Origin of the sequence: Sorangium sp. So ce1153 (assembly GCF_051521595.1) — a bacterium.
GTDB lineage: Bacteria > Myxococcota_A > Polyangia > Polyangiales > Polyangiaceae > Sorangium.
Window position 1 is genome coordinate 10,371,393 of sequence record NZ_CP150361.1, and the last position, 25,814, is coordinate 10,397,206.

Below are 25,814 nucleotides of genomic sequence, written 5' to 3' on the forward strand. Positions count from 1 at the left end.
CCGGGCCTTCGGCTTCGAACACCAACCGTTTCATGCTACCGAAAACCTGTCAAGCAGGGCCTCTCGCACCGTATTGGGCGTCATGAGACGCCCGCTCGCCGACCTTCCTGATCCTACCGACTCGGACCGGGGGGACCGCAAGCCTCTTTTTCATTCGACGCGTCATTGTCGGGCGTTCGGCGTCGCGCGTCGCGCGCCGGCATCCTCGCCGGCGCCCGCGACACGCCGCGCGGCAGGCGCTTGCCCGGTCGGCGGCCGGCTCCGGGTTGGCCATCCCGGTGAGGCCCGCTCGGCGCCTCGGCCCGTCGTGCACGGCCGGGAGGCGCCGTGGCCCCGCTCTCCGGTCTCCCATCTTCCCGTGTCCCGCGTCTCCGGAGCCCGCGCCGCCGCGGCCCGGCTCACACGTCCAGGATGTCCTTTTCCTTGCCCGCGATCACCGCGTCGACCTGCCGCGTCCCCTCGGCCACCACGTCTTCGACCTTCTTCTTGGCCCGATCGGCCTCGTCGCCGCTCACCTCGCCGTCCTTCTCGAGGGCGTCGATCATCTCGTTGGCATCCCGGCGGTGCTTCCGGATGGCAACTTTACAGTCCTCTCCGTTCTTCTTCGTGAGCTTCACCATGTCCCGGCGCCGCTCCTCCGTCAGCGGCGGGATCGGCAGCCGGATGAGATCCGCGTCCACCTGGGGGTTCAAGCCGAGATCGCTCTCCCGGAGGGCCTTCTCGATCGTCTTCACCTGGTTCTTCTCCCAGGGCTTGATCGTGATGAGCCGCGGCTCGGGCACGGACACCGTGGCCATCTGCACGATCGGCGTCGGCACGCCGTAATAATCGACGCGGATGCCGTCGAGCATGGCCGCGTTCGCGCGCCCGGTGCGCACCTTCGCCAGGTCCCGCCGGAGAGCTTCGATGGCCTTGTCGATCCCTTCGCGCAGCTCCTTGATGACGTCCTCGAGCATGATCCGGCTTCCTCCGTGTGGGGCTCGCCCAGCCCGCCCTCTTCGGCGGCGGGGGCGGAGCTTACCGCGTATTTCTGGGCCGGCGGAGAAATCGATCTGCCCGCGCGCGGGCAGGCCGACGTCGCGCGTCGCGGTCGGAAAGATGCTCGCCTCCGGCCGGGCGCGGCGCGGGCGCGGTCGCTGCGCCCGCGCCGCGCCCGCGCCCGCCCGACCGAGCCGGCGCGCCGGGGAAGCCCGCGCCAGGCGCGCCACCTCCGCTGTCACGGTCGCGCCGAGCTGTAGTAACTCTGGGAGGCAGGGCCACCCGATGCGCGATCTGGACTGGAACAGCTTCGACGTCCTCGTCGTCGACGACGAGCAGGACAACCTCGACGCGTTCCGGTTCGCCTTCAGGAAATCGTTCAGGCTCCATTACGCGCTCGGCGGCGCCGAGGCCCTGTCGCTCCTCGATCGGCTCGATCCCGCGGTGATCGTCGCGGACCAGCGGATGCCGGGGATGAGCGGTATCGAGTTCCTCAAGCAGGCGAAGGAGCGGCGGCCGGACGCGGCGGGCGTGCTGCTCACCGCCTACGCGGACATGACGGTGCTGATCGACGCCGTCAACTCGGGCGCGGTCGACAGGTACGTCCAGAAGCCGTGGAACTCGAAGGAGCTCGCCGTCATCCTCCGGCAGGCGATCTCCGGGTTCGCGACCCTCCGGGAGAACCGGCGGCTGCGCGAGCAGCTCGCCCACTACGCCGGCTACCTCGAGCGCGAGCAGCGGGACCCGATCGACTTCGGGGAGATCGCCGGCGAGAGCGAGGTCATGCGCGAGGTCACCGCCCGCATCGGCGAGGTGGCCAAGGCGGCCACGCACGTGCTGATCGAGGGCGAGGAGGGGGCGGAGAAGGAGGTCGTCGCCCGGGCGATCCACGTGGGCTCCCCGCGCGAGGAGCAGCCGTTCGTCAAGGTGACGTGCGCCGCGTTCCGGGGCGAGGCGCTCGAGCGCGAGCTGTTCGGCTGGCGGCGGGGCGCCTTCGACGGCGCGTTCACCGAGCGCGCGGGCCGGCTCGAGCTCGCCCACCGGGGGACGATCTACCTCGACGAGCCGGCGCCGCTCACGCCGTCGCTCCAGGCGAGGCTGCTCCGCGCGCTCACCGACGGCGAGGTCGAGCGGCTCGGGTCGACCGAGACCGCCCGCGTCGACGTGCGCGTCGTGCTGTCGCTGACGCCCGGCATCGAGGAGGCCTGGGCGCGCGCGGGCGTGCTCCCGGAGCTCGTCTCGCGGCTGTCGGTGTTCCCGCTGAGGCTGCCGCCGCTCCGCGAGCGGCGCGAGGACATCCGCGCCCTCGCCGAGCACTTCCTGCGCAAGTACGCGCGCCGCAACGCGCGCGCGGCCACCTCGCTCTCGGAGGAGGCGATCGCGAAGCTCACGGCGTACGCGTGGCCGGGGAACGCGCGCGAGCTGGAGAACGTCGTCGAGCGCGCCGCCATCCTCTCGCGCGGCGACGTGATCCTGCCCGAGCACCTCGCGTTCACGGCGCGCCCGCAGCCCGCCGAGCCGCCTGCCCGCGCGTCGAGGGCCGCCCCCGCGGCGGGCCCGGAGGCGGACGGGGCCGGCAAGGCGCTCGCCGCGCCGGCGTCCTCGCGGCCGAAGCTCGACCTGAGCTCCCAGCTCGACGACATCGAGCGGCGGGAGCTCCTCGCCGCCCTCGAGCGCTGCGGGGGGAACAAGGCCGAGGTCGCGCGGCAGTTCGGGATGCAGCGCACGACCCTCTATTACAGGCTGAAGCGGCTCGGCATCGACACGTGACGCGCGCCTCGCAGGCCCGCGCGCCTCGCAGGCCCGCGCGCCTCGCCCGGCGCCGCGCGCCCCGTGAGACCGCGCGCAACGCCCGGCGCCGCGCGCCTCGCGGGCCCGCGCGACGCAGCTCGCCGACCGCCTCGTGGGCCCGCGCGCGACGCAGCTCGGCGGCCGCCTGGCCTGTCGACGCGGGCGGCGAGTTGCGGCACATTGCGGCGACATGCTGAAGGTCGGGGAGCGCGCGCCGGAGATCGACAAGGAGGCCATCGACGGCCAGCGCTTCGTGCTGTCCACCCAGGGCGGGCTCTGCACGGTCGTGTACTTCTTCCCGAAGGCCTTCACGCGCGACTGCACCGTCGAGGCCCAGCTCTTCCGCGACAACCACACCGAGCTCGCGCTCGCGGGGGCGAGCATCGTCGGCATCAGCACCGACGATCACCGGACGCAGTGCCGGTTCGCCGAGACGCACAAGGTCCCTTACCCGATGATCGCCGACCGCGATCGCAGCGTCTGCCGCGCGTACGACGTCCTCTGGCCGCTCATCGGCGTCGCCCGGCGGATCACCTACGTCATCGCGCCCACGATGGAGATCGCGGCGGTGTTCCACCACGAGTTCCAGGCCAAGAAGCACCGCGACGACGTGCTCTCGTTCGTCAACGAGCGCTTCCGGGCCGCGCGCCCCGACGTCTGAGCCCGCACCCCGCCGTGCGTCCCGCCCCCGAGCCCCGCGCGCCCCGCGACGGCGCCGCGCTCCTCGAAGGAGCGGCGCCGCTGCCGCGCGAGTTCTATGCGCGCCCCGCGCTCGTCGTGGCGCGGGCGTGCATCGGCAAGGTGCTCGTCCACAGGACCCCCGAGGGCGCCGCCGCCGGGCGCATCGTCGAGACCGAGGCCTACCGCGGCCCGCAAGATCTCGCGGCCCACAGCGCCGGAGGGCGGCGGACAGTGCGGACGGAGGTCATGTTCGGCCCGGCGGGCCACGCCTACATGTTCCTGCTCTACGGCATGCACTGGGCGTTCAACATCGTCGTGGCCTCGGAGGGGAAGCCGCACGCGGTGCTCGTGCGCGCGATCGAGCCCCTGCTCGGGCTCCCGCTCATGAGCCGCCGGCGGGGCGTCGCGCCCGAGCGGGTCGAGCTGACCAACGGGCCAGGGAAGCTCTGCCAGGCGCTGGGGCTCGACCGCGCCGCGTACGGGATGGATGTCTGCGGGCCCCAGCTCTCGCTGCTCCCCGGCAAGGCGGGCCCCGTCGGCAGGTCGCCTCGCATCAACGTGGACTACGCAGGTTCGTGGGCGGAGAAGCCGTGGCGCTTCTACGAGCGCGGGAATCGCTATGTGTCCGTTCCGCCTCGCCATTGAGCGGGCGTGATGCGCCCGACCCTCGAAGCGCTCGCGCCCGGGCCCGAGATCGCGCGACAATGGGACGTATGGGATTCTGGCCTTTCGGGGGGCGCGAACCTGCCAACGTCGAGACCGTATCGCAGATCGTGACGGCGGCCGCGCGCGGCGAGAAGATCAGGGGAAAGTTAACGCTCTATTTCAAGGAGCCGCAGAAGCAGGCGACCGCGGACAGGGCCGCGGAGCGGTGCGCGCAGGTCGCCGGAGACCTGCTGCGCGAGCTCGGAGAGCAGGAGCCGCTGCTCGGCAGGGAGGCCGAGCTCGCCGCGGCGATCGCGGCCCGCGCGCCGCGCAACGTCCCGGCGCTGCGCGCGATCGAGCTCGCGTCGCTGCACGTGGTGACCGAGCGCACCACGCAGGCGCGGCGCGCCGGGCTGGCCGCGGCGCCGCCGCTCGTCCAGGAGGCGCCGCGCGCGCCGCAGCCGGCGTCGAGCATACCGCCGCCGAGCGGCACGGGCTGGGGCGCGGGAGCGCCGCCGGCGAGCACCCGCGGCCTCGGGTTGATGCAGGGCGCGCCGCCGATCGTCGGCCGCAACTCGCCCTCCAGCGTGCCCCCGCCGAAGAGCGTGCGCTCGCCGCCGAGCTCCGGCGCGCAGCGCCTCCGCGGCGTGGGGGCGAGCGCCGCGCGGGGGTCGAGCCCGGGGCTCATCGGCTCGCCGCCCACGGTGATCGCGGCCGCGCTCGCGCCGCTCCTGCGCGACACGTCGGCGCGGCTGCTCATCGGGTGTCTGCGAGCGCACGATCTCATCATCGTGCGCCGGGTCGCGATCGATCCTGGCGCGCCCGAGCAGCTGGCGGCGCTCCTGCCGGTCTCCGAGGCGCCGCCGGGGGAGTTCGAGGCGAGCCGGGCCGCCGAGCTCTCCCGCTGGCACTCGGCGCTCGGCTCGCCGGTGATCAGCCAGCTGCGCACCGAGTCGTGCACGATCAGCGCGCAGAAGGCGCGGATGGCGCTGAGCACCGCGCAGATCGCGCCGGGCGTCGCGGGGGAGCTCGTGGACGCGCTCTGCCGCACCGCGTTCCCGGGCCTCGCGCTGTCGAGCGCGCACATCGATCGCTACGCCGAGCAGGACCTGAGCGAGCTGGCGGCCGAGACCGTGGCGCGCATCCTCCGCCACCCGAACTCGAAGCAGCTGCGGCTCGCGCTCGGCCCGCTGCTCGACGCCGTGCACAGCGACATGGACGGGATCTCCCGCCTGGCGAAGGCCTCGCTCGGCAGCGCGCCGTGACGCGCCCCCACGCCGCCGCTCTCCCGGGCACGTTCCCTTCTCCACGCGCCGGCAGTAGAAAGCGCAGGTGCGACGACATGATGCCTCCGATGAACCTCCTCCGCTCCGCCGATCGCTCCCTTGCCGCCTCCCGCTGCTCGTCGTCGCGCTGCTCTGCGCGTGCGGCTCGACCGAGCCCGCCGCCCTCGCGCCCGCGCAGCCCGGGGCGAAGGAGGCCGTCGTGAGCGCGGCCGACGCCCGGGCGGGCGCGGAGCAGGCGCTCGCGGCGCTGTCGGCGCGCGTCCTCGAGGAGTACCTTCGGGACGAGCCGGTCCGGGCCACCGAGGCGGGGGACCACCGGTACGACGCCGCGTGGCCGGACGTGACCGAGCAGGGCGAGGCGGCGCGGCGGCGCGCGATCGAGGGCGCGCTGGCCGAGCTCCTCTCGGTGCCCGCCGCGCAGCTCGGCCTCCAGAGCCGCGTCGACGCGGCGATGATCGAGAACCAGCTGCGCTCCGCGCTGTTCGCGATCGACGAGCTCCGCGAGGCGACGTGGAACCCGATGGTCACCACGGGCCTCGTCGGCGACGGTCTCGACCCGCTGATCACGCGGAGCTTCGCGCCGCTCGAGGAGCGCCTGCGGAGCCTCGGGGGGCGCCTCTCGGGCGTCCCCGCGCTCGTCCGGGCCGCGAAGCAGCGCCTCACCGGGGCGCCCCCGCGGATCCACACCGAGACGGCGATCGCGCAGAACCAGGGGCTCATCGCGCTCTGCAAGACCGACCTGCCCGAGCTCTTCGCGTCGGCCCCGGCGCAGCGGGCGGAGCTCGACGCGGCGGCGCGGGCCGCGGCGGCGGCGCTCGAGGACTTCCAGGCGTTCCTCGAGAAGGAGCTGCTCCCGAGGAGCAACGGCGACTTCCGGCTCGGCCGCGCGCGCTTCGAGAAGAAGCTCCGCTTCGCGCTGGACGACGCGACGATCGACATCGACGGCGTGGTCAGGAGCGCCCGCGCGCTGCTCGCGCAGACGCACGCGGAGATGCTCGAGACCTCGCGGGAGCTCTGGCCGACGCTCTTCGGGAAGCAGCCGTTCCCGAGGGTCGAGACGCAGGACGAGAAGATGGCCGCGATCCGGAGGGTCCTCGACGCGCTCGCGGCCGAGCGCCCGACGAACGCCACCATCGTGAAGGAGTCGGATCGGCTGCTCGCGGCGGCGACCGCCTTCGTCCGCGAGCGCGATCTCGTGCGCATCCCGGAGGAGCCCTGCCAGGTGATCGAGATGCCGGAGTACCGCCGCGGCGTCGCGGTCGCCTACTGCGACGCGTCCGGCCCGCTCGAGGCGAAGCAGGAGACGTTCTTCGCGATCGCGCCGACGCCGAAGGACTGGCCCGCGGCGCGCGTCGACTCGTTCTACCGCGAGTACAACACGAGCATGCTCGCCGACCTCACGGTGCACGAGGCGATGCCGGGCCACTTCCTGCAGCTCATGCACAACAACAGGTTCCCCTCGAAGATCCGCGCGGTGTTCTCGAGCGGCCCGTTCGTCGAGGGGTGGGCGGTCTACACCGAGTGGCTGATGTCCCACCACGGCTTCGGCGGCCCGAAGGTGCGGATGCAGCGCCAGAAGATGGTGCTGCGCCTGTCGGTGAACGCCATCCTCGACCACGGGGTGCACGCGGGCGCGATGGACGAGAAGGAGGCGCTCGCGCTGATGACGAAGGACGCGTTCCAGGAGGAAGGCGAGGCCGTCGGCAAGTGGCGGCGCGCCCGGCTCACGAGCGCGCAGCTCACCACGTACTACCACGGCTTCGCCGAGATGATGCGCCTGCGCGCCGAGCACCAGGCGAAGCCGGGCTTCTCGGAGCGCGCCTACCACGACCGGCTCCTGAGCTACGGCTCGCCGTCCGTCCGCCACCTCGCCGCGCTGCTCGCGGAGTAGCGCCCGCACAGGAGACGGGCCCACCTCGACGTTTTCGGTGCTCAGCGCACAGGAGTGCGCCTCCGCGCCGAAAACGCCGATCTGGGCCCGTCTCCTGTGCGGGCGCGCCTCGCTCTACTAGACAGGGTTGATCGAACCGCCGAGCTCCACGAAGCGCGTCTTGGGGAACGCCTTCGCGCAGCTCTCGAGCTGCCACTCGCCCTTGAAGAGCACGACCGAGTTGCCGTGTACGTCGAGGGCGCCGTAGCCGTAGAGGTTCGACTCGAGCTCGGCGAGCGGCACCGGCTCGCCCTCGACCCAGCGGGCCATGCTGAACGAGAGCCGCTCGATCCGGGCCTCGACGCCGTACTCCGCCGAGAGCCGGTGCTTCACGACGTCGAACTGGAGCTCGCCCACGACGCCGAGGATCGCCTCGCCCTCGCGGCCCTCCGGCGGCCGGAAGAGCTGGACCGAGCCCTCCTGCGCGAGCTGCTCGAGCCCCTTCTTGAGCTGCTTGCGCTTCATGGGGTCGACCATGACGACGCGGGCGAACTGCTCCGGCGGGAACTGCGGCAGCGCGGCGTACTTCACGGGCGAGCCGCTGCAGAGGGTGTCGCCGATGAGGAACAGCCCGGGGTCGAAGACGCCGATGATGTCGCCCGCGAAGCCGTCCTCCACGAGCGTGCGCTCCTGGGCCATGAACTGCACCGGGTTGGTGAGCCGGATGTCGCGGTCGAGGCGCACGTGGTGCACCTTCATGCCGCGCTCGTACTTGCCCGAGCAGACGCGGAGGAACGCGATCCGGTCGCGGTGGGCCCGGTCCATGTTCGCCTGGATCTTGAAGACGAACGCGGTGAAGCGGTCGTCGTCCGGGGCGATCGGGCCCTTGTCGCTGCCGCGCGGCGCGGGCGGGGGCATGAGCTCGATGAAGGCGTCCAGGAACTGCGGGAGGCCGAAGTTGGTGATCGCGCTGCCGAAGAACATCGGCGTGACCTCGCCGCGGGCCAGCCTGTCGCGGTCGAGCGCGTCGCCGGCGGCGTCGATGAGCTCGATGTCCTCGCGCAGCTGCCGCGCGCCCTCCTCGTCGAGCGCCTCGACGAGCTCGGGGGCGTCGAGCGAGACGACCTCCATCGGGGCGATCTCGGCGCCGTGCGCGACGAGCTCGAAGAGGAACACCTGCTTGCGCTCGCGGTGGTACACGCCGCGGAACTTGCCGCCCACCGAGATCGGCCAGGTGACCGGGTAGACGCCGATGCCGAGGACCTCCTCGACCTCGCCGATGAGCTCGAACGGCTCGCGGCCGGGGCGGTCGAGCTTGTTCACGAAGGTGAAGATCGGCATCTGCCGGAGCTTGCACACCCGGAAGAGCTTCTTCGTCTGCGCCTCGACGCCCTTCGCGGAGTCGAGGATCATGATGGCGGCGTCCGTCGCCATCAGCGCGCGGTAGGTGTCCTCGCTGAAGTCGGCGTGGCCGGGGGTGTCCACCAGGCTCAGCAGCCGGCCCTTGTATGGGAACTGGAGGACGCTCGTGGAGATCGAGATGCCGCGCTCGCGCTCCATCTCCATCCAGTCGCTGACCGCGTGGGCCCGCGCCTTCTTCGCCTTCACGGCGCCGGCGAGCTGGATGGCGCCACCGTAGAGCAGGAGCTTCTCGGTGAGCGTGGTCTTGCCAGCGTCAGGATGGGAGATGATCGCGAACGTCTTTCGGCGCGCGATCTCGCGGGTGAGCATGGGGTCGGGCACAGCGGCGGGCCAGGATAGGATCGGCGGGGGCCGCGTCAACCCAATGCACCGATCCCCGGGAGACGGCCGGGACGTGAGGGGGTGGCTCGCGGGCGGGCGGGCGGGGGTCCCCCCACGAACTCGGGCCTTTTGGAGGGCCAATGCCGTGGGAACGGGGGACTCGGTCCGGGGGGTGGGAACTGCGGTGCGGGCCGGCCCTCGGGTTCGTGGGGCCCACCCCCGCCCGCCCGCCCGCGAGCCACCCCCTCCCGCCCCGGCTCCTATTGGGGGCGGTGGCGGCGGGCGATCTTGGGGGGCGGGGGAGCTATTTCGCGGCGCGCAGGGAGAGGGTGACGGTGACGCCCACAGGGTCGGCGCTGGGCGTGCCGATGGGACGGTTCTTGAGGAACTGACGGATGCAGCGCTGAGCGTCAGGAGTCACGCCACGGGCTTCGAGGATCTCGACACCCTCGGCACGGCCACGGACCCGGACCAGGAACTGGATCTTCAGGCTGCCAGAGGCGCCAGAGAGACCGCCATGATCGGCGACGCACTGCGCGAGATCGGTGGAGACCTTCTCGAGCCGCTTGGCCACGTTCGGGACATCGCCGTTCATGAACTCCGGCTCCCTGACCTCCACGAGCGGAGGCGGGGCCGAGACGATCGAGGCGTCGGGAACGCCACCGTCGATCGGGGCAGCGTCGGGGGCGCCACCGTCGGGTGGCGCGCCAGCGTCGTCCGGCGGAGGCTCGGGCTGCGGCGACGGCGGGAGCCAGCCAGCGTCCGCCTCGCCCGGCTCCAGGCACCGCACGAAGCCACGGTGCGGATCCTCCAGCGCACCATGCGGACACCGCGGACCACCGCCAGCGTCAGGCGTCGCCGCGGAGATCCAGCCGGGATCCGGGGAGTCCTGCGACGCGGGACGCGCGCCGCCCTCGGCGGCCGCTCCCACACACGCACCAACGGCGCCCGCCGACAGCGCCAGGGAAACCGCCCACTGACCCACTCGCCCACCTGCTGCTCTCCACCGCATCGGCGCCTGTGATACTGCGGAACGAGCGCGCGTACAGGAGAAACCGCGGGTGAGCGGCGGGACGGGAGGCGGGCAGGCCAACCACGGGGCGCGCTCGCCGGCGGCGGCGCAGGGGCGGCGGGGCGCTACGCGCCCACCCCGCGCAGCCGGAGCGCGAACCGGACGCCCTCCTGGAGCGTGAGAAACGTCCTCACCCTCGAGAGCGAGATGCCGCGCTCGACCAGACGCCGCGCGGCCTGCGGGCCAAGCCCCGTCAGCACCAGCTCCCCGCCGAGCAGGCGGACCGCGCCCGCCGTCCGCTCGAAATCGGCCGTCGCACGCTCGTCGAGCTCGGGGACGCCCGTGACGTCGAGGATCGCGATGCGGGTCTTCCGCGCGGCGATCTGCTCGAGCAGCGCCGCGCGCATCCGCTCGCCACGGCGCGCGTCGAGCTCCCCGACCACCGGCATCACCACCACGTTCCGGGAGATCGGCACGACCGGCGTCGACAGCGCCCCGAGCGCCTCCACCTGCGCCTCCAGCGCGATCTCCCGCTCCCGCAGCAGCGCCTCCTCCGCCTCGCGCTGCTTCAGCTCGGTCACATCCATGAGCGAGACGATCGCCTCGAGACGCCCGCCGCCCAGGGCCGTGACGCTCACCTCGACGTGCCGACGCCCCCCGGCGCCCTCCGCGCAGAACTCCGCCCGCTCGATGGTGGCCTGGTCGATCGAACGCTCGATCAGCTCGAGCAGCCGCGGCACCTCGGCCGCAGGCACGAGCTCGGACAGCAACGACGGGACCGCGCCCGCGCCGAGCTCCGCGCCGCCGCGGCGCGGCCGGTACTCGAAGCACCTCCCCTCGCGATCGACCCGCAAGATCGACTGCGGCAGCGCGTCGATGAGCGCCCGGAGGTGCGCCTCGCGCTCGACGAGCTGCTGCTGCGTGGCCCGCAGCTCGCGCGTGCGCTCCTCGACCATCCGCTCGAGGTTCTCGTGGACGAGGGCGTTGTCCAGCGACACCGCCGCCTGCGCGGCGAGCAGGTGGAGGAGCTCGAGGCGCTCAGGCCCGAAGAGCCCCTCGAGCAGGTTGTTCTCGAGGTGAACGACGCCCAGCACGCGACCCTTGTGCAGGAGCGGCGCGCAGAGCAGCGACTTCACCCCGTGCGCGCTGACGTGAGGGTCGTCCCGCAGCGCCGGATCCAGGGACGCGTTGGCCGAGATCACGCTCTGCCGCGTGCGCACGGCGAGCCGCACCGCGGACGCGCAGACCTCGCCGCTGCGCTCCTCGAGCGGCAGGTACGGCAGCGCCCGGTGCTCCGGCGGGTGCGCCACCCCCTGCGCCACGAGCTCGATGCGCTCGCCGCGCGCGAGCAGGAGCGTCCCCCGCTCCGCCCCGGCGTTCTCGACGAGCACCTGCACCATGCTGCCGAGGAGCCGGTCGAGCACGAGCTCCTGGGACAGCGCGCGCGCCGCCTGGAACAGCGTGTCCACGTCGAAGACGTCCGCGCGCGCGGCCCGGAGGGGGGCCGCGTCGCGCTCCTGCCTGGTCGCGGGGAACTCCCGGGCGAGCAGCAGCGCCTTGCGGCCCACGTCCCAGCGCCGGTAGGCGAGCAGCGCGTCGCCCAGGTAGTCGTGCGCTACGCGCGCCCTGCCGCGCGCCATCCAGAAGCGGCCCGCGAGCTCGCAGGCGATGGCCTCGACGTTGACGAACCCGTGCTGCCGCGCCAGCGCGATGGCGTCGTCGTAGAGCCGGGCCGCGTCGTCCACCCTCCCGTCGAGGCGCGCCGCCTCCGCCTCCACGAGCGCGCGCTTGTGCGCGAAGTTCTCCGGGCAGCCGTCGACCCAGCCGCGCAGCCGCTCCCGGCAGGCGTCGAGATCGGCGCGCAGCCGCGCCCGCTCCCCCTCCCCCGCCGCCGGGAGGACGGCCGCGAGCGCGAGCGCCCGGTAGAACCGCAGCGCCGCCGTCTGGTACTTGCCAGGGAGAAAGCCGAGGTTCGCCTCGGCCTGATCCGCGAAGCGCAGCGCCTCCGCCGGCGAGCCGTGCAGGTAGGCGCAGATCGTCTTGAGGATCTGGTAATGGCAGAGCGCGTAGCCGGTCTGATGCGCGGCGCAGTCGGCGAGGTACCGCTCCTCCGTCAGCGTCTCGCCGGCCGACGTCGCTTCATCGCCGGTCAGGTCCCGCAGCGCGAGCAGCAGGCCGAGGAGGGTGTCCGTCGCGAGCGGGTGCTGGATCCGCCGCGTGACGCGCAGCGCGCCGGGCAGCTCCTCGAGCAGGCCGCGCGCGCTCGCGCCGCGGAGGAACGGGTTGAGGAGCAGGTAGGCGAGGGCGTAGCCGGCGAACTGGAGATCCCCCGCGTCCATCGCGGCGCGGTAGCCCTCCCGGAACAGCGCATCCGCCTCCGCGAGCGGGCGCACCCACGACTGGATGTTGTTGCCGAGGATGTAGCAAGCGCGGCACAGATCCCCCTGCACCTCGAACCTGCGGCCCACCTCGACGGCCAGCCGGGCAAACTCGTAGCCCTGCCGGTAGCGGCCGTCGAAGTGGCCGAGCCACGAGCCGTACATCGCGAAGCCGTACGACGCCTCGGGCGCGAGGCCGTGCTCGAGCGAGATCCGCACGATGCTGCAACAGGCGAGGTAGTTGAGCCGCTCCTGGTTCAGCATGTAGAGCGGCGGGATCAGCTCGTTCAGCACGCGGACGGCCAGCCGCTGCCGCTCATCCGCGATCTCCGGCGCGTCGATCAGCGAGGCGGGGGCCCGCCCGTCGAGCAGCCGCTCGACGCTCGCGACCTCGACCTCGACGAGCGCCTCGATCTCGGCCGCGGCGGAGAGCGGCGGGAGCGCGACGCCGACGAGGGCGAGCGCCTCACGCCCGGCCTCCACCGCTTCGCCGAAGCGCGCGCGCATCGTGTACTGCACCACGCGCAGCTGCAGGAGGTCCGCCTGCTCGACGGCGTTCCGCGCGCGGCCGAGCGCCTCGGTGACCAGCGCGTCCGCTGCGTCCAGCGCCCCGAGCAGGTACTCCACCTCGGCCAGCTGCCGTAGCAGCGCGAAAGCGAGCTCGTCGTGCGCGGCGAACGCGTCCTCCGGCAGCAGGCGGCGGCCTGCCTCGAGGTAGCGCCGCGCGGCGGCGTAGACGGTCGACTGCTTCGCCCGGATCGCCGCCTCCAGGTTGAGCCGCGCGATGGCGAGGCGCTCCTCCTCGTCGCTCACGAGCTCGAGCCCCTGATCGAGCTGCTCGACGATCTCGAACAGGCGCTCGACGCGCTCCTCGGCCGTCGTGCCCGCGAGCAGCCGCCGGCCGATCTGCAGGTGGACCGCCTTGCGCTGCGCCTCCTCGATGAGCCCGTAAGCCGCCTGCTGCACGCGGTCGTGCAGGAAGCGGAACCGGACGCAGGGCTCCGCGTCGACCGTCATCTCCGGGAGCTCGCTCGCGCTGCACAGCACGTACTCGCTGCGGATCGCCGGCTCGAGGCGGCGCGCCGTCTCCGCCCTGTCGAGGCCAGCGATGACGGACAGCGTCTCCAGGTCGAACGTGCCGCCGATGCAGGCCGCGAGCCGCAGGATCTCGACGGTCTCGGCGCTCAGGCTGCGCACCCTCCCGCTCATCAGCTCGACCGCGTTCTCGGTGAGCCCGCGCGCCTCGATCTTCGCGAGATCCCAGCGGAACCGGCGCTCTTCCGGGGAGAAGTGGACGAGCCCGTCCGCGTGGAGCGCCTGGAGGAACTGGCCGGCGAAGAACGGGTTCCCCTCGGTCTTGCGCATGACCAGCCGCGCGAGCGGCTCCACCTCTCCCGGCGCGAGGTTCAGCGCGTCGGCCACGACCTGCTGGAGCGACGCGAACGACAGCGGCGCGAGCTCCAGGGTGCTCACGGTCACGCCCCGCGCCTGCACCGAGCGGAGCGTGACGAGCAGCGGGTCCCCGTCGCTCACCTCGTTGTCGCGGTACGCCCCGACGAGGAGGAACGGCCCGAGGTCGTCGCCGTCGAGGATCCCCTCGAGGAGCCAGAGCGAGCCGGCGTCGGCCCACTGCAGATCGTCGAGGAAGAGCACGAGCGGGCGCTCGCGCGCGCAGAACGCCCGGAGGAGGCTCCGGAACGCGAGCATGAGGCGGTGCTGGGTCTCCGCCGGGCTGAGCCCCGGCGGGGCGGGCTCGATGTGCTCGGCGCCAAGGATGATCCCGATCTCGGGGAGCATCTCGACGAGCAGCCACGCGTTCCGCCCGAGGGCGCTCTCCAGCGCGCGCCGCGCCTCGTCGACCTTCTCCGCGCTCGCGGCCAGCACCTGCCGGAGCAGGCTCTTGAGCGCCTGGATGACCGCGGAGTAGGGGATCCCTCGGTGGAGCTGGTCGAACTTGCCCGAGACGAAATACCCGTGCTCTCGCGTGAGGGGTTTGTAGATCTCGTGGACGAGCGACGACTTGCCGATGCCGGAGTACCCGGTGACGGCGATCATCTCCCGGCTGCCCCGGAGCACGCGGTCGAAGGCCGCGAGGTAGCGCTCCGCCTCTTGCTCGCGCCCGTACAGCCGGTGCGGCGTGCGGAGCTGGCTGGAGACGTCGTGTCGGCCGAGCGGGAATCGCTCGATCCGGCCGGCGTCGCGCAGCGATCGCTGGCACGCGCGCAGGTCCTGAGACAGCCCGCTCGCGCTCTGGTACCGCGCCTCCGCGTCCTTCTCCAGGAGCTTCATGACGATGTCGGCCACGGCCCTGGGCACGGCGTCTTCGGGCAGCGGAGCGGGGGGGCGCGCGAGGTGGCAGTGCATCCACTCGAGCGGCCCCGCCGCGTCGAACGGCAGGCGCCCGGCCAGCATCACGTAGAAGACCACCCCGAGCGAGTAGAGGTCCGTGCGCCAGTCGAGCGCCCTGTTCATGCGGCCCGTCTGCTCCGGCGACATGTAGGGGAGCTTTGCCTCGACGACGGCGCTCTGCGCGCCCTGCGGCCAGGCGTGCTCCTTCGGCAGGCGGGTCGCGGCCACGAGGTGGGTCAGCCGGACCGCGCCGCTCTCCGGCGCGACGAGGAAGCTTTGCGGCTTGATGTCCTTGTGGATGACGCCGCCCCGGTGCACCTCGGAGAGCGCGTCCGCCATGGCCACGGCGAGCTCGAGGAACCGCTCGATCCGGAGCGGAGATCGCTCGAGGATCGCGCCGAGCGGCGCGAGCCCCGCGTCCTCGAAGACGAGGAAAGCCCTGCTGTCTTCCCGCTCGATCGCGGCGGCGTGCAGCACCCTTTCCGGGTCGAGGCCTCTCGCGATCTCCAGCTCGTTCAGGAGCGCGCCCGCGGCCGAGCCCGCGGCGAGACGTGGTGAATCGGCGTGGGCCTTGAGGAGCACGCGCCGCCCGTCGCTCTCGCGCGTGGCATAGGCGGTGATCCAACCCTCGTTGGTTTGCATCACGCCTTCGATCCGGTACCCCCGAGGTGCCTGCAACGCTCTGCTCCTCTCGACGTCGCCCTGTAGTAACCGGGATCACCGCATGACGGCCCCCGGGCACACGTCTCCTCGACATTTCAGCGGAGTCACAGCCCCCTTGACCCCGTGTTCCCCCGAGTCGTGAGCCCCCGCTCATCGAGGGTTGGTTCAAGGCTCATGCAATCCAATCCGTCCACGAAAGGCAAGCCCGTCGCGCCGCATCGCGCGGATATCGCGAGCAGCCGGATATAGGTCCTCGCCCCACAGCGAGCCGTTTCGCCTTCTCTCCACCGCCCCGAGGAGCCTCGCTGTCCACCTCCTGCTCCCCTCGAGAGCTGCCGTGGAGGGAACGGGCCCCTGCGCCCGGGATCACCGCGCTCCGCCGCCGCGCCCGAGCCCCTGATCAGAGCGCGACGTGCGCGAGCGACCCCGCCGATGCGTCCCAGAGCGCCCTGGCCCGGGACAGCACCGCCGCGTGCGCCGCGGTGGCCGCGTCGAGCCCGGTCACCGACACCTCGCCGTCCGCCCCGAGCTCCACCCGCTCGATCCCTGCGTCCGGGAACTCGTCGCGGAGCTCCCTCGTTATCCGCTCCGCGACGCGCTGGAGGAGCCGCGAGAGCCGCTCGGGCGTGATGTCCCGGAACACGAGCACCTGCGGCAGCTTGAGCTCCGAGACGACGCGCGCGCGGTCCGACAGGCCCTGCTCGCCGAGCCGCCGCTCGACGAGCGCCGCGAACACGCTGCCGTACGCCCGGTCGACCTGCTCCCGCCGGAAGCGCTCGTCGATCGCCGGCCCGAGCCGCGTCTCCAGCTGCGCGACGCCGTTGAGCCCGTTGGCGAACCGCCCCTCGTTCTGCGCGAAGTACTCGCCGCGCGCGCGCAGGTCGCTCGCGAGCGACGCGAAGTGCTCGCCCATCGTGGAGAGGGCGCGCAGCACGAGATCGGTGAACTTGAGCTCCTCCCGGATCCAGCCCACGTCCGTCACGCGATCGGCCATGAACGGCCAGACGACGAGGTTGTAATAGTTGTTGAAGTCGAGCAGGTACTTGAGCCGGTAGAGCTCGAAGGAGCCAAACACCGGGTACATGCGCTCGTAGAGCCGGAGCGTGCTGTCGTACTTGAATCGATAGTACGCGTCGTAGGCCGCGACCTTCTCCTCGAACGCGGCCCTGTCGCCGGCCACGTCGGCGAGGATCATCTGCGTGATGAACTCGTTCGCTGTCGCGATGAAATCGGATCCGGGGCTGTAGAAAGGGTCGGTGAACGCGCCCGCCTCGCCGGTGACGGCGTAACGGTCGGTCGAGAAGTACCGATCTGCGTGGTACGGCAGGTGGGCGTAGCTCTGGAAATCCTCGAGCTCCGCCCCCTCGAGCAGCTCGCGCGCGGCGCGGTGGGCGCCGAGGAAGCGCTCGAAGTCCGCGCGCGTGCGCGGCCCGGGCAGCGCCGCCCCCGACCCCTCGCCGATCCGGTCCTTGTCGAACACCACACCCACGCTCATCAGATCCCCGGCGAGCGGGATGAACCAGATCCAGTACCCGTCGTACATGAAGTGGTTCGTCGACAGGTGGCGCGAGGTGTACCGCGCGCGCGACCGCCACGCCGGGTCGGCGACGGCGTCGAGCCCCGCCACGCCGCGGTAGCGCCCCCACGCGGCCGCCGTGTTGAGGCGCGTCTCCTTGTGCACCTTCACGCCGAGCTTGCGCCAGAGCACGTGCCGCCGCCCGGACGCGTCGCACACCCAGCGGCAGGCGACCTCGCGCCGCTCGCCGCCCTGCTCGTAGACGACCTTGTGCCGCCCGCCCCCGTCGATCGCGACGTCGACCACCTTGGCGCCGAGCTCCACCTCGGCGCCCGCGGCGCGGTTCATGGCGACGAGATCGCGCTCCAGCCGCGCGCGCTCGAGCTGGAAGCTCGGGTGGAACGGCATGTGGTCGGAGCCGATCTCGCTCATCCGGGGGAGCGGCAGGTCCTTGCCCGGCGAGTCGAAGAAGAAGCGGAGCCCGTTCTTGGGCAGCTGGTGCTGGTAAAGGTACGTGCCGAGGTTCAGCCGGCGAACCATGTAGTTCGCCGCGACCTCGACCGTGCTCTCGCCGACCTTGTAGTCCTCCATCGCCTCGGCGGCCTCCAGCACGAGGACCCCGAGGTCGGGGCACGCCAGGCGGAGCTGCCGCGCGAGGAGGCCGCCGGCGATGCCGCTGCCGATGATGACGATATCGACGTTGCGCATGACGCCGCCCCTTATACCGCGCCCGCGGCCGGCGGCCCGGGCTCTCCGAGCAGCTCGGCGCGGAGCGCTTCCGGCATCGCCGCCGCCTCGTCCGGGCCGAGCAGCCCGTCGCCGTGGACGATCGACGCCGACAGGCGCCCGCCGAAGCGGCTGAAGATGACCTGGAAGCCCGGCGGCGTGACGACCGCGGGCAGCGGGTACGCCGACCGCACGGCCAGCCCCGCGAACCGCTCCACCGTCACCGCGCCGGGGTTCGAGACGATCAGCGAGGCGAGCTCGCCCTGGAACGGCTGGTCGCCGAGCCAGCGGTAGACCGGCCCGGGCAGCCAGCGCGCCAGGTCGAGCGCGGCGATCATCCCGAGGTCGAGCCGGTCGCGCACCATGGCGCGCTGCTGCTCGGCCAGGCGGGCGACCGCGCGGGCCTCGTCGTGGAGCTCGTCGCGGCCGAGGGAGAGCAGGACCATCGTGAGGTGATTGCCGAACAGCCGCCGCGCGCCCACCTTCGGGTCGAGCGAGAGCGGGAGCGGGATCACGTGGTGCGGCGGGGCGAAGCCGCGGCCCACGAGCGCCCTGTCCGCGAGCCGGGTCGCCGCGATCAGCATGAGGCTCGACTCGGCGAGCCGCGCCTTCTGCCGCACCCGGGCGTCGAAGGCGCGGGTCTCCTCCGCCGACAGCGTGAGCCGGAGGACGCGCGAACGCGAGGGCAGCGCCCGCGCGCCGCTCCTGTCGCTCGCGCAGGCCCGCGCCAGCGACAGGATCGGCGCGCGGCCGAGCGCGAGGACGTGGGCCTTGTAGGCGCGCGCGAGGGCGAGCCGCTCGTCGCGGCTCAGGGGGGCGAGGAGGCGCTCGGGGGCGTCGTGCCGCTCCTGCCGGAGCGGCGGGTCGTCCGGCGCGTCGCCGCTGCCGGAGCCGAGCCAGGCGACGAGCCGGTCGGCGCCCTTGCCGTCCGTGAGCGCGTGAAAGTGGCGGAGCACGACCGTGTCGCCCTCCCCCGCCCCGCGCACGACGTCGAGCGCCCACGGCCGCTCCCCGGAGGTCCGGTCGGCGAGCAGCGCCTCGACGCGCGCCGCGCGCTCGCGCTCGCCCGCGACCTCGTGGAGGCGCGGCTCGGGGGCGCGCCGGTGGTGGTCGACGACCCAGCGGGGCCGCCCGGCCCGGCCGAGCACGCTGTTGTCGAGGCGGAAGCGGAGCTCGGGCAGCACCTGGGTGGCGCGCTCGAGGCGCGCCGCGAGCCGGGCCATGTCGAGGCGGCCATCGAGCTCGAGCACGTACAGGCAGTGGTTCCCGGCCTGGCCGCGCGATCGCATGGCGCGATCGTTCATGAGGTGGAAGAAGTCGATCCCCCCGAGCAGAACGGGCGATGTCATGGTCTCCGCGGGGCGCCGCCGGTCAGGGGGGAGCCGCGGGCGACCCTAGCAGCCAGGGCGGCCGCGCGACCAGCGCCCGCGAGCGGGCGGCCGGTCACGTCACGGCGCGTCGCCGCGCCACCTCGCCCTCCTCGCTGGCCTTGCGCCGCCTCGCGTCATCGCCTGTTCCAGCGCGCAGCGCACAGCGCCCGGCGCGGGTGGTGGCCGGATTTGAACATGAAGGCGGGAAGGCGGGAAGAAAAGATCAATAATCTTCCTGCCTTCCCGCCTTCATGTGAATCACTCCGAGGCAAATTGGGCTACCACCCTGGCGCGCAAGATAACGTAAGTATCCACTCCGGGAATACCCATCCAGGTATATATTCCAACCGTGAATCTCTCGGCGATCGACGTGAACCTCGTGGTCGCGCTCGACGCGCTGCTCCAGGAGCGCAGCGTGACCCACGCGGCGCGCCGGGTGGGGCTCAGCCAGCCGGCGATGAGCCACGCGCTCACGCGGCTGCGCGAGCTCTTCTCCGACCCGCTGCTCATCCGGGTCGGCCGCCGGATGGCGCTCACCTCGCGCGCCGAGGCGCTGACCCCGCAGGTCGCGGCGATCATGTACGATCTCGGGAAGCTCTTCGGCGGAAGGGCGCCGGCCTTCGATCCCTCGAGGAGCGAGCGCACGTTCCGGATCGCCACGACGGAGTACGTGGAGCTCCTCCTCCTGCCGCAGCTGAACGCGGCGCTCGCGGTGGGCGGGCCGAGGCTCGCGCTCCACTTGCTCCCCCTCGACGCCCGCGCCGCGGACGCGCTCCGGAACGGCGAGATCGACCTCGCGATCGGCGTCCTCCCGCGGGACGCCCTCCCCCCTGATCTCCGCCGCGCGACGCTCTTCGACGACCGCTTCGCCGGGCTCGCGCGCGCGAGCCACCCGACCGCGCGCGGTCGCCTCGACCTCCCGACCTACGCCGCCCTCCAGCACGTCGTCGTCACCCGCCAGGGCGCGAACGAGGGGGTCGCGGACGACCTCATCGCGTCGCGCGGCATCTCGCGCCGCGAGGTCATGGCCGTGCCGCACGTGTTCCTCGTGCCGCACGTCGTCACGGCGTCGGACCTCGTGGCGACCGTGGCCACGCGCCTCAGCCGGGCTTTCTCGAGCCTGCTGCCGCTCCGCACCTTCGACCTGCCGTTCGAGCTGCCGCCCCTCGAGATCGCCATGGCGTGGAACAGCCGGACCGAGGACGACCCCGCGCGGGTGTGGCTGCGCGGGATCGTGGCGGACGCGGTCCCGCAGATGCGGGAGGCGACCCGGCGGAAGCGCATCTGAAGGGCGCGGCCCGCGCGCGCCCTCCGACGAGCTCGCGCGCGCCCCGCCGGGGCGTTACCGGCCGAGGGCCTCGGCGCGGTTCACGATCCGCGGCGTGAGGAAGATGACGAGCTCGCTGCGCGTGTCGCTCGCGCGGCGCCGCTGGAAGAGCAGGCCGAGGACGGGGATGTCCCCGAAGAACGGCACCTGATCGAGGTTCCGGCCGGTGTTGCGGGTGAAGATCCCGCCGATCACCGCCGTGTGCCCGTCCATGATCAGGAGGTCGGTCTCCGCCTCGCGCTTCAGGATGGTCGGGTCGCCGCGGGCCGAGGTCTGGTTGAAGTCGGGCTCGTCGCGGTTGATCTTCACGTGCATCGCGACGCTGCCGTCCGACGTGACGTGCGGCTTCACGAGCAGCTGCAGCTTCGCCTCCTGGAAGGTCGTCTGCACGCCCTGCGCGCTGATCTGCGAGAACGGGATCAGCGTGCCCTGGCTGATCCGCGCCTCCCGGTTGTCGAGCGTGAGGATGCGCGGGCTCGAGATGATCCGCAGCATGCCGCTCGCCTCGGCCGCGGAGAGCCGGACCCCGAGGTTCACCGTGTTGTTGATCGAGCCGAGCGTGAAGCCGAGCGCGCCGCCCTGCCCGGTGCCGACGATCGCCGGCAGGTTGACCGCGAAGTTCGGGTTCGCGACCTGGTTCGCGAACGGCGAGAGGCCGCCGGTCGGGGCGTTCGAGTCGGTCGCGCCGCCGGCGACGCCGATCGCCGACGGGAACACGAGCCCCGTCGGGTTGCCGGTCGCCGCGCTGAACGTCCCGTCGCCGCCCCACTGGATGCCGATGTCGCGCACGTAGCGGCTCGTCGCCTCGACCACGCGCGCCTCGATCAGGACCTGCGGCGTCTGCGTGTCGAGCGAGCGGACCAGCTCCTCGATCTGGTTCAGGTTGCCCGCGACGTCGCGGGCGATGAGCACGTTGGTCCGCTCGTCGACCGCGAGCGAGCCGCGCGGCGACAGCATGTCCTTCGAGCGATCCTGGAGGTCCTTCGCGTCCGCGTAGTTGATCGGGATGAGCCGCGTCTCGAGCGGCGCGAGCTGGAGCTCGCTCTTCCGCCGCGCGATCGCGAGCTCCCGCTCCTTGTTGAGGTCGGCGATCGGGGCGACGCGGATCATGTTGCCCTGCCGCACCACGCCGAGGCCCTTGGCCTGGAGCACCGTCTCGAGCGCCTGGTCCCACGGGACGTTGCGCATCCGGATGGTGACCGTCCCGCTCACGTTGTCGGCGGTCACGATGTTGACCCGCCCGACGTCGGAGATCAGCCGGAGGACGTTGTGGATGTCGGCGTCCTTCAGGTCGAGGTCGATGCGCCGCCCCGTGAACCGCCGCTGCTGCCCGGCGAGCGCGGGCATGAAGGCGCCGGCCTGGTCGGGCTCGACGAGCGACTCCTGGCTGCCCGCCGGCTGGTCGGGGCCGCGCCCCGCGAAGCCGGGCTCCGCCCCCACCCCGTCCAGGCCCTCGAACGACGTCTCCACCTTCGGCGCGCCGGCGTCGGCGAGCTCCTCGCGCGCGACCGTGCGGGTCCGCCGCGCGGCGCCGCCGTCGGCGCCGATCCCCGAGAGCGTCGAGGGCAGCGCCCCCCGCGCGACGCTGAGCACGAGCGCGTTGCCCTCGCGCGCGACGGCGCCCGAGGCGCCCTGGGCCTGCTCCACCTCGACGACCACCTTGGAGCCGTCGCTGTTGCGCCGGAACGTCGAGATCGCCCGCACCGGGCCGCCGAAGGCGCCCACGTCGAGCGTGCGCTGGAGGGCGTCGGGGAGCCGGACGCCGTGGAGCTCGATGACGCGGCGGCCCCCCTTGCCGGTCGACTCGCGGTAGCTCGGGATCGACGAGAGCTCGATGATCACCCGGTCGAGCGTCGCCTGGTGCTCGAAGCGCACGTCGGTGATCGCCGCCGGCTCGCGGGCCGGCGCCGCCGCCGCGGGGGCGCCCGGGGCCCGCGCCGCCATGGGCGCCGTCGCGTCGGCGGCGGCGAGCTCGATCACGAGCGCGCCCTGGTCGGCGCGGACGCGGTAGGCCGCCGGGCGCGCGAGCTGCACGAGCACCCGCGTCGTGCGCTGGGCCGCCTTGCCGAAGCCCTGGGTCATCACCCCGGCCACGATCGCGTTGCCGTTCGTGATCGCGCCGGGCCCGCCGCTCATCTCGGCGCCGTCGAGGTCGATGAGGAGCCGCTTGCCGCCGTCCGCCACCCGCGCCGAGAAGCGCGGCGCGCCGCTCGTCGCCACGACCACCTCGGCCCGGTCGTCCGCCGGCGCCGTGAGCCTGACGTCGCTGACCTTGATCGGGGCCGCGGCGTCTGCGTCTCCCGCAGGAGCGCCGAGGATCAACATCATCCCGAGCGCCGCGGCACGGCGAAGCGCGCCCCGCTTCGGGCGATAGTCTCGATTGCTCTTCATTGCACTCCCGCTTCGCGGTGACGCGAGGTCTGCGTCACGCTGCCGGGAGGCTACTTCGGGTGCCCGGGGCGGGCCCAATTCGTGGCGGTCAGGGGGCGGGCTCGTTCTGCTCGCCGAGCGGGCGCAGCGCGATCACGCGCGTCGTCGGCGGGATCTCCGGGTGCGACGGGTCCTCGCGGATGAAGACGACGTCGGAGTCGCGGATCCGGTCGACGCGCCAGTTCACGGCCACGTCGACGCCCGTGGGGCCGCCCGCGTGTACGATCTCGGCCTTGCCGACGAAGTCGCCCACCTTCGCCACCCACCCGAGCCCCGTCGGGTCGGTGAGCAGCGCGCGGGCGGGCGCGCGCGAGACGACGCCGACCAGCTTGAGCTCGTCGAGCGCGAAGCGGTCCACGAGGACCTGCCGCTGGATCGTCACCCGCCCCCGGGCCTGCGTCGCGAAGAGCGACTCGAAGCTCCGGAACGGGTCGCGGCTCCGATCGCTCTCGGAGAAGTCGGCCTCCTGGAACTCGCGGAGCGGCAGCGGCGGCATCTCGGGCGCGCCGGCGTCCGGGGCCGCGGACGCCGACGCCCCGGCCGCGGGGGCGCGCGCCGGCGAGGCGGTGGCCTGCGGCGCGGCCGTGCCGCGCAGCTGGGCGGAGGTGATCACCGGCTCGTCCTCGCACCCCGTGAGCGTCGTCAGCGCGAGCGCCCACGCCGTGGTCGCCCCGAGGGCGAGCAGCAGCAAGCGACCGCCGCTCACCGGACACCCCCGCCGCTCCGCCGCTTCACGCCGGCCGTCGGGGTCTCTCCGGCGCGCACGGCGCGGAACGCGGTCGCGAGGCACTCCACCTCGACCTCGACGTCGGTCCCCACGACCTTCGGCTCCTTGATCTGGACCTCCTCCAGGTTGATGATGCGGTCGAGCTGCCCCACGCCGTGGAAGAACTTCGCCACCTGGTGGAACTTGCCGGAGAGCGTCAGCTTCATCGGCACCTTGGAGAAGAACTCCTGCGGGATCTCCTCGGTCGGGCTCCATGACGTCAGGTTGACGCCGGAGACGGTCGCGACGCCCTGGATCGCGGAGAGGAAGGCCGGCGTCTCGGACTCGTCCGGGAGGATCTTCTTCTGCTCGCGGCTCAGCTGCTCGCGCCGGGTCTTCTCGTCGAGGTCCTTCTGGTAGGCGGCCTTCGACGCCTGCGCCTTGGTGAGCTCCGCCTGGAGCGCCTGCTGCTTCTGCACGGCGCCCTCGATCTGCGAGTCCACGTCGGCGTAGAAGCCGACGAAGTACAGGATGCCGACGAGCGCCGCGAAGAGCGCGCCGACGCCGACCTTGGCGAGCGGCGGCAGCCGGTCGAGCGCCGAGCCGGCGGGCGCGGGGTTGGGCTTCGTGGCCATCAGTACCTCACCTTCAGCTGCAGCGCGAACGAGACGAGCTCGAGCCGCGACGCCTTCTCGTTCTCCTTCTTCCCCGGGAGCAGCTGCACGTCGTAGAAGTACGACGACAGCTTCAGCCGCTGGGCGAGCTCGTAGACGTCGGTGCCGTCGCGCGCGAGCCCCTCGACGCGCACGGTCCGCTCGGACTCGACGTAGCTCGTGAGCCACAGCCGCCGGCTGTCCCAGGAGGGGTTGTAGACGGCGAGCGGGTTCTCCTTGCGGAGCTGCGCCAGCTTGTCCGGGTCGGCGGTCGGCCCCTTGCCGTTCGTCAGGAGCTGCGCGAGCTCGAGCAGCACCGCGGTCGGCCCGCTGCGCGCCGCCTGGAGCTTCGCGATCGCGTCCTCGCGCGCGCGGAGGACCTCGAGCGCCTTCTTGATCTCCTCGTGGTTCGCGACGAGCGTGCGGATGTCCTGGATCTGGCTCTGGAGGACCGAGTTCTTCCGCGTCTGCTCCTCGAGCTCCTCGACCTTGGTCTGGTGGAAGAGGAAGAGCGCGACGATCTCGAGGATCACGACGCCGAGCGTGACGAGCAGCCAGCGCTGGCTCGCCTGCGGGGCGGCCCCGCGCGTGCCGCGCCGTTGAGGGAGCAGGTTGACGCGTATCACGAGCGCTTCTCCCGGTCCTTGCGCATCGCGAGCCCGAGCGAGACGCAGAACTGCGCCGCCCGGAGCCGGAGCAGCTCCTGGTTGACTTCCTTCGCTTCCACGGTGATGCGCTCCATCGGCTGGATCAGCTCGACGGCGACCCGGGCGCGCCGCCCGATCGCCGCGGGCAGCGCGGGCAGGTTGGACGAGCCGCCGGTCAGGTAGATGCGGTGCATGTCGCCCTCACCGCTCGTGGCCAGGAAGAAGTCGAGCGAGCGCTGGATCTCCCCGGCGATCGAGTCGCACACCTGCTCGATGGTCTCGATGACCTGGGCGGGCACGCCGCCCGGGCCCGAGGTCACGCTGGCGCACTTGAACTCCTCGGCCTGCTCGAAGCTGATGCCGAGCTTCCGCTGGATCTGCTCGGTGATGTAGTTGCCGCCGTTGCCGATGTCGCGGGTGAACGCGCTCGCGCCGCGCGACACGATGTTGATGGACGCGAGGCTCGCGCCGACGTTGATGATGGCGAACGTCTGGTCCGGCGGGATGCCGCGGTTCACCTCGAACAGGTTCTGCACGGTGAACGCGTCGATGTCGACCACCATGGGCTTGAGCTTCGCGGTCCTGGCGATCTGCGTGTAGTCGTTGATCTCGTCGCGCTTGGCGGCGACGAGCAGGAGGTCCATCTGCCCGGCCTCGGGGCGGCGGCGCAGCACCTCGTAGTCGACGTGCACGTCCTTGATGTCGAAGGGGATGTGCTGCTCGGCCTCCCACTGGATCTGCTCGTCCAGCTCGGCGGCGGTCATGAGCGGCACCGTGATCTTGCGGATGATGACCGCCTGGCCGCTGATGCTGAGCGCGATCTCGCGCTGGCGGATCTTCGCGTCGGAGAAGGCGCGGCCGAGCGCCTCGACGATCGCCTGCGCGTTCATGACGTGGCCGTCGACGATCGCCTGCGGCGCGAGCGGCGCGTAGCCGAGCCGCACGAGGCCGTAGCCCTTACGGCCTTCCTTGATCTGAGCGATCTTGATCGCGCTCGATCCGATGTCGACCCCGATCAAGTTCTTGCCTTCCGACATCCCGTC

Annotated in this window: 17 protein-coding genes; 6 read left to right on the top strand and 11 right to left on the bottom strand. The window is 72.6% G+C overall.

The annotated features are described in order from the left end of the window. Positions 1-398: 398 nt before the first annotated feature. Positions 399-956, bottom strand: a complete 558-nt coding sequence (frr, locus tag WME85_RS37505) for a ribosome recycling factor (RefSeq protein ID WP_437303882.1) — start codon at positions 954-956, stop codon at positions 399-401. Between the two features lie 307 nt (positions 957-1,263). Between frr and WME85_RS37510 the strand changes: the two genes are divergently transcribed. From WME85_RS37510 to WME85_RS37530, 5 genes are all read left to right on the top strand, one after another. After that, on the top strand, positions 1,264-2,748 hold the full coding sequence (locus WME85_RS37510) for a sigma-54-dependent transcriptional regulator (RefSeq protein ID WP_437827873.1): 1,485 nt from the start codon (positions 1,264-1,266) through the stop codon (positions 2,746-2,748). 211 nt (positions 2,749-2,959) lie between these two features. Then, positions 2,960-3,430 carry a peroxiredoxin gene (locus tag WME85_RS37515; RefSeq protein WP_437827874.1) on the top strand — a complete coding sequence of 157 codons (471 nt, stop codon included), beginning with the start codon at positions 2,960-2,962 and terminating at the stop codon, positions 3,428-3,430. A 14-nt stretch (positions 3,431-3,444) separates the two neighbouring features. Then, positions 3,445-4,095, top strand: coding sequence for a DNA-3-methyladenine glycosylase (locus tag WME85_RS37520; protein WP_437827875.1), 651 nt, complete (start codon positions 3,445-3,447; stop codon positions 4,093-4,095). A 68-nt stretch (positions 4,096-4,163) separates the two neighbouring features. Beyond that, positions 4,164-5,360: a hypothetical protein gene (locus WME85_RS37525; RefSeq protein WP_437827876.1), complete on the top strand. Its 1,197-nt coding sequence runs from the start codon at positions 4,164-4,166 to the stop codon at positions 5,358-5,360. Positions 5,361-5,427: 67 nt separating this feature from the next. Further along, positions 5,428-7,272, top strand: coding sequence for a DUF885 domain-containing protein (locus WME85_RS37530; RefSeq protein WP_437827877.1), 1,845 nt, complete (start codon positions 5,428-5,430; stop codon positions 7,270-7,272). A 117-nt stretch (positions 7,273-7,389) separates the two neighbouring features. Here the strand turns inward: WME85_RS37530 and WME85_RS37535 are convergent, their stop codons facing one another. From WME85_RS37535 to WME85_RS37555, 5 genes are all read right to left on the bottom strand, one after another. Continuing rightward, positions 7,390-8,982: a peptide chain release factor 3 gene (locus WME85_RS37535; RefSeq protein WP_437827878.1), complete on the bottom strand. Its 1,593-nt coding sequence runs from the start codon at positions 8,980-8,982 to the stop codon at positions 7,390-7,392. 316 nt (positions 8,983-9,298) lie between these two features. Beyond that, positions 9,299-9,589 (bottom strand): hypothetical protein, encoded by a 291-nt coding sequence (locus tag WME85_RS37540; RefSeq protein WP_437827879.1) that lies wholly within the window; start codon positions 9,587-9,589, stop codon positions 9,299-9,301. Between the two features lie 542 nt (positions 9,590-10,131). Beyond that, positions 10,132-15,375 (bottom strand): AAA family ATPase, encoded by a 5,244-nt coding sequence (locus WME85_RS37545; RefSeq protein WP_437827880.1) that lies wholly within the window; start codon positions 15,373-15,375, stop codon positions 10,132-10,134. A gap of 421 nt (positions 15,376-15,796) precedes the next feature. After that, positions 15,797-17,620: an NAD(P)/FAD-dependent oxidoreductase gene (locus WME85_RS37550; protein ID WP_437827881.1), complete on the bottom strand. Its 1,824-nt coding sequence runs from the start codon at positions 17,618-17,620 to the stop codon at positions 15,797-15,799. Between the two features lie 11 nt (positions 17,621-17,631). Further along, a complete protein-coding gene (locus tag WME85_RS37555; protein ID WP_437827882.1) occupies positions 17,632-18,987 on the bottom strand; it encodes a wax ester/triacylglycerol synthase domain-containing protein in 1,356 nt (451 codons plus the stop codon). A 370-nt stretch (positions 18,988-19,357) separates the two neighbouring features. Between WME85_RS37555 and WME85_RS37560 the strand changes: the two genes are divergently transcribed. Continuing rightward, the gene (locus WME85_RS37560) at positions 19,358-20,296 is read left to right on the top strand and encodes a LysR family transcriptional regulator (protein ID WP_437827883.1); all 939 of its coding nucleotides are present in this window, start codon (positions 19,358-19,360) and stop codon (positions 20,294-20,296) included. 54 nt (positions 20,297-20,350) lie between these two features. Here WME85_RS37560 and pilQ read toward each other — a convergent pair whose 3' ends face one another. The 5 genes from pilQ to pilM all read right to left on the bottom strand — a co-directional run bounded on the left by pilQ (position 20,351) and on the right by pilM (position 25,808). Continuing rightward, positions 20,351-22,726 carry a type IV pilus secretin PilQ gene (pilQ, locus tag WME85_RS37565; RefSeq protein WP_437827884.1) on the bottom strand — a complete coding sequence of 792 codons (2,376 nt, stop codon included), beginning with the start codon at positions 22,724-22,726 and terminating at the stop codon, positions 20,351-20,353. A gap of 88 nt (positions 22,727-22,814) precedes the next feature. Continuing rightward, positions 22,815-23,456, bottom strand: coding sequence for a pilus assembly protein PilP (locus tag WME85_RS37570; RefSeq protein WP_437827885.1), 642 nt, complete (start codon positions 23,454-23,456; stop codon positions 22,815-22,817). Positions 23,457-23,467: 11 nt separating this feature from the next. Then, positions 23,468-24,106 carry a type 4a pilus biogenesis protein PilO gene (locus WME85_RS37575; protein ID WP_437303896.1) on the bottom strand — a complete coding sequence of 213 codons (639 nt, stop codon included), beginning with the start codon at positions 24,104-24,106 and terminating at the stop codon, positions 23,468-23,470. After that, positions 24,106-24,750, bottom strand: a complete 645-nt coding sequence (locus tag WME85_RS37580) for a PilN domain-containing protein (RefSeq protein WP_437827886.1) — start codon at positions 24,748-24,750, stop codon at positions 24,106-24,108. Before WME85_RS37580 ends, WME85_RS37575 begins: the two co-directional genes overlap by 1 nt. After that, a complete protein-coding gene (gene pilM / locus WME85_RS37585; RefSeq protein WP_437303898.1) occupies positions 24,747-25,808 on the bottom strand; it encodes a type IV pilus assembly protein PilM in 1,062 nt (353 codons plus the stop codon). The genes WME85_RS37580 and pilM overlap by 4 nt, the downstream gene beginning before the upstream one ends. Positions 25,809-25,814 lie beyond the last annotated feature (6 nt).

Bases quoted from the DNA above. Each gene is read 5' to 3' on its own strand.
- frr (WP_437303882.1), bottom strand. From the start codon at position 956: ATGCTCGAGGACGTCATCAAGGAGCTGCGCGAAGGGATCGACAAGGCC.
- WME85_RS37510 (WP_437827873.1), top strand. From the start codon at position 1,264: ATGCGCGATCTGGACTGGAACAGCTTCGACGTCCTCGTCGTCGACGAC.
- WME85_RS37515 (WP_437827874.1), top strand. From the start codon at position 2,960: ATGCTGAAGGTCGGGGAGCGCGCGCCGGAGATCGACAAGGAGGCCATC.
- WME85_RS37525 (WP_437827876.1), top strand. From the start codon at position 4,164: ATGGGATTCTGGCCTTTCGGGGGGCGCGAACCTGCCAACGTCGAGACC.
- WME85_RS37535 (WP_437827878.1), bottom strand. From the start codon at position 8,982: ATGCTCACCCGCGAGATCGCGCGCCGAAAGACGTTCGCGATCATCTCC.
- WME85_RS37540 (WP_437827879.1), bottom strand. From the start codon at position 9,589: ATGAACGGCGATGTCCCGAACGTGGCCAAGCGGCTCGAGAAGGTCTCC.
- WME85_RS37545 (WP_437827880.1), bottom strand. From the start codon at position 15,375: ATGCAAACCAACGAGGGTTGGATCACCGCCTATGCCACGCGCGAGAGC.
- WME85_RS37550 (WP_437827881.1), bottom strand. From the start codon at position 17,620: ATGCGCAACGTCGATATCGTCATCATCGGCAGCGGCATCGCCGGCGGC.
- WME85_RS37555 (WP_437827882.1), bottom strand. From the start codon at position 18,987: ATGACATCGCCCGTTCTGCTCGGGGGGATCGACTTCTTCCACCTCATG.
- pilQ (WP_437827884.1), bottom strand. From the start codon at position 22,726: ATGAAGAGCAATCGAGACTATCGCCCGAAGCGGGGCGCGCTTCGCCGT.
- WME85_RS37575 (WP_437303896.1), bottom strand. From the start codon at position 24,106: ATGGCCACGAAGCCCAACCCCGCGCCCGCCGGCTCGGCGCTCGACCGG.
- pilM (WP_437303898.1), bottom strand. From the start codon at position 25,808: ATGTCGGAAGGCAAGAACTTGATCGGGGTCGACATCGGATCGAGCGCG.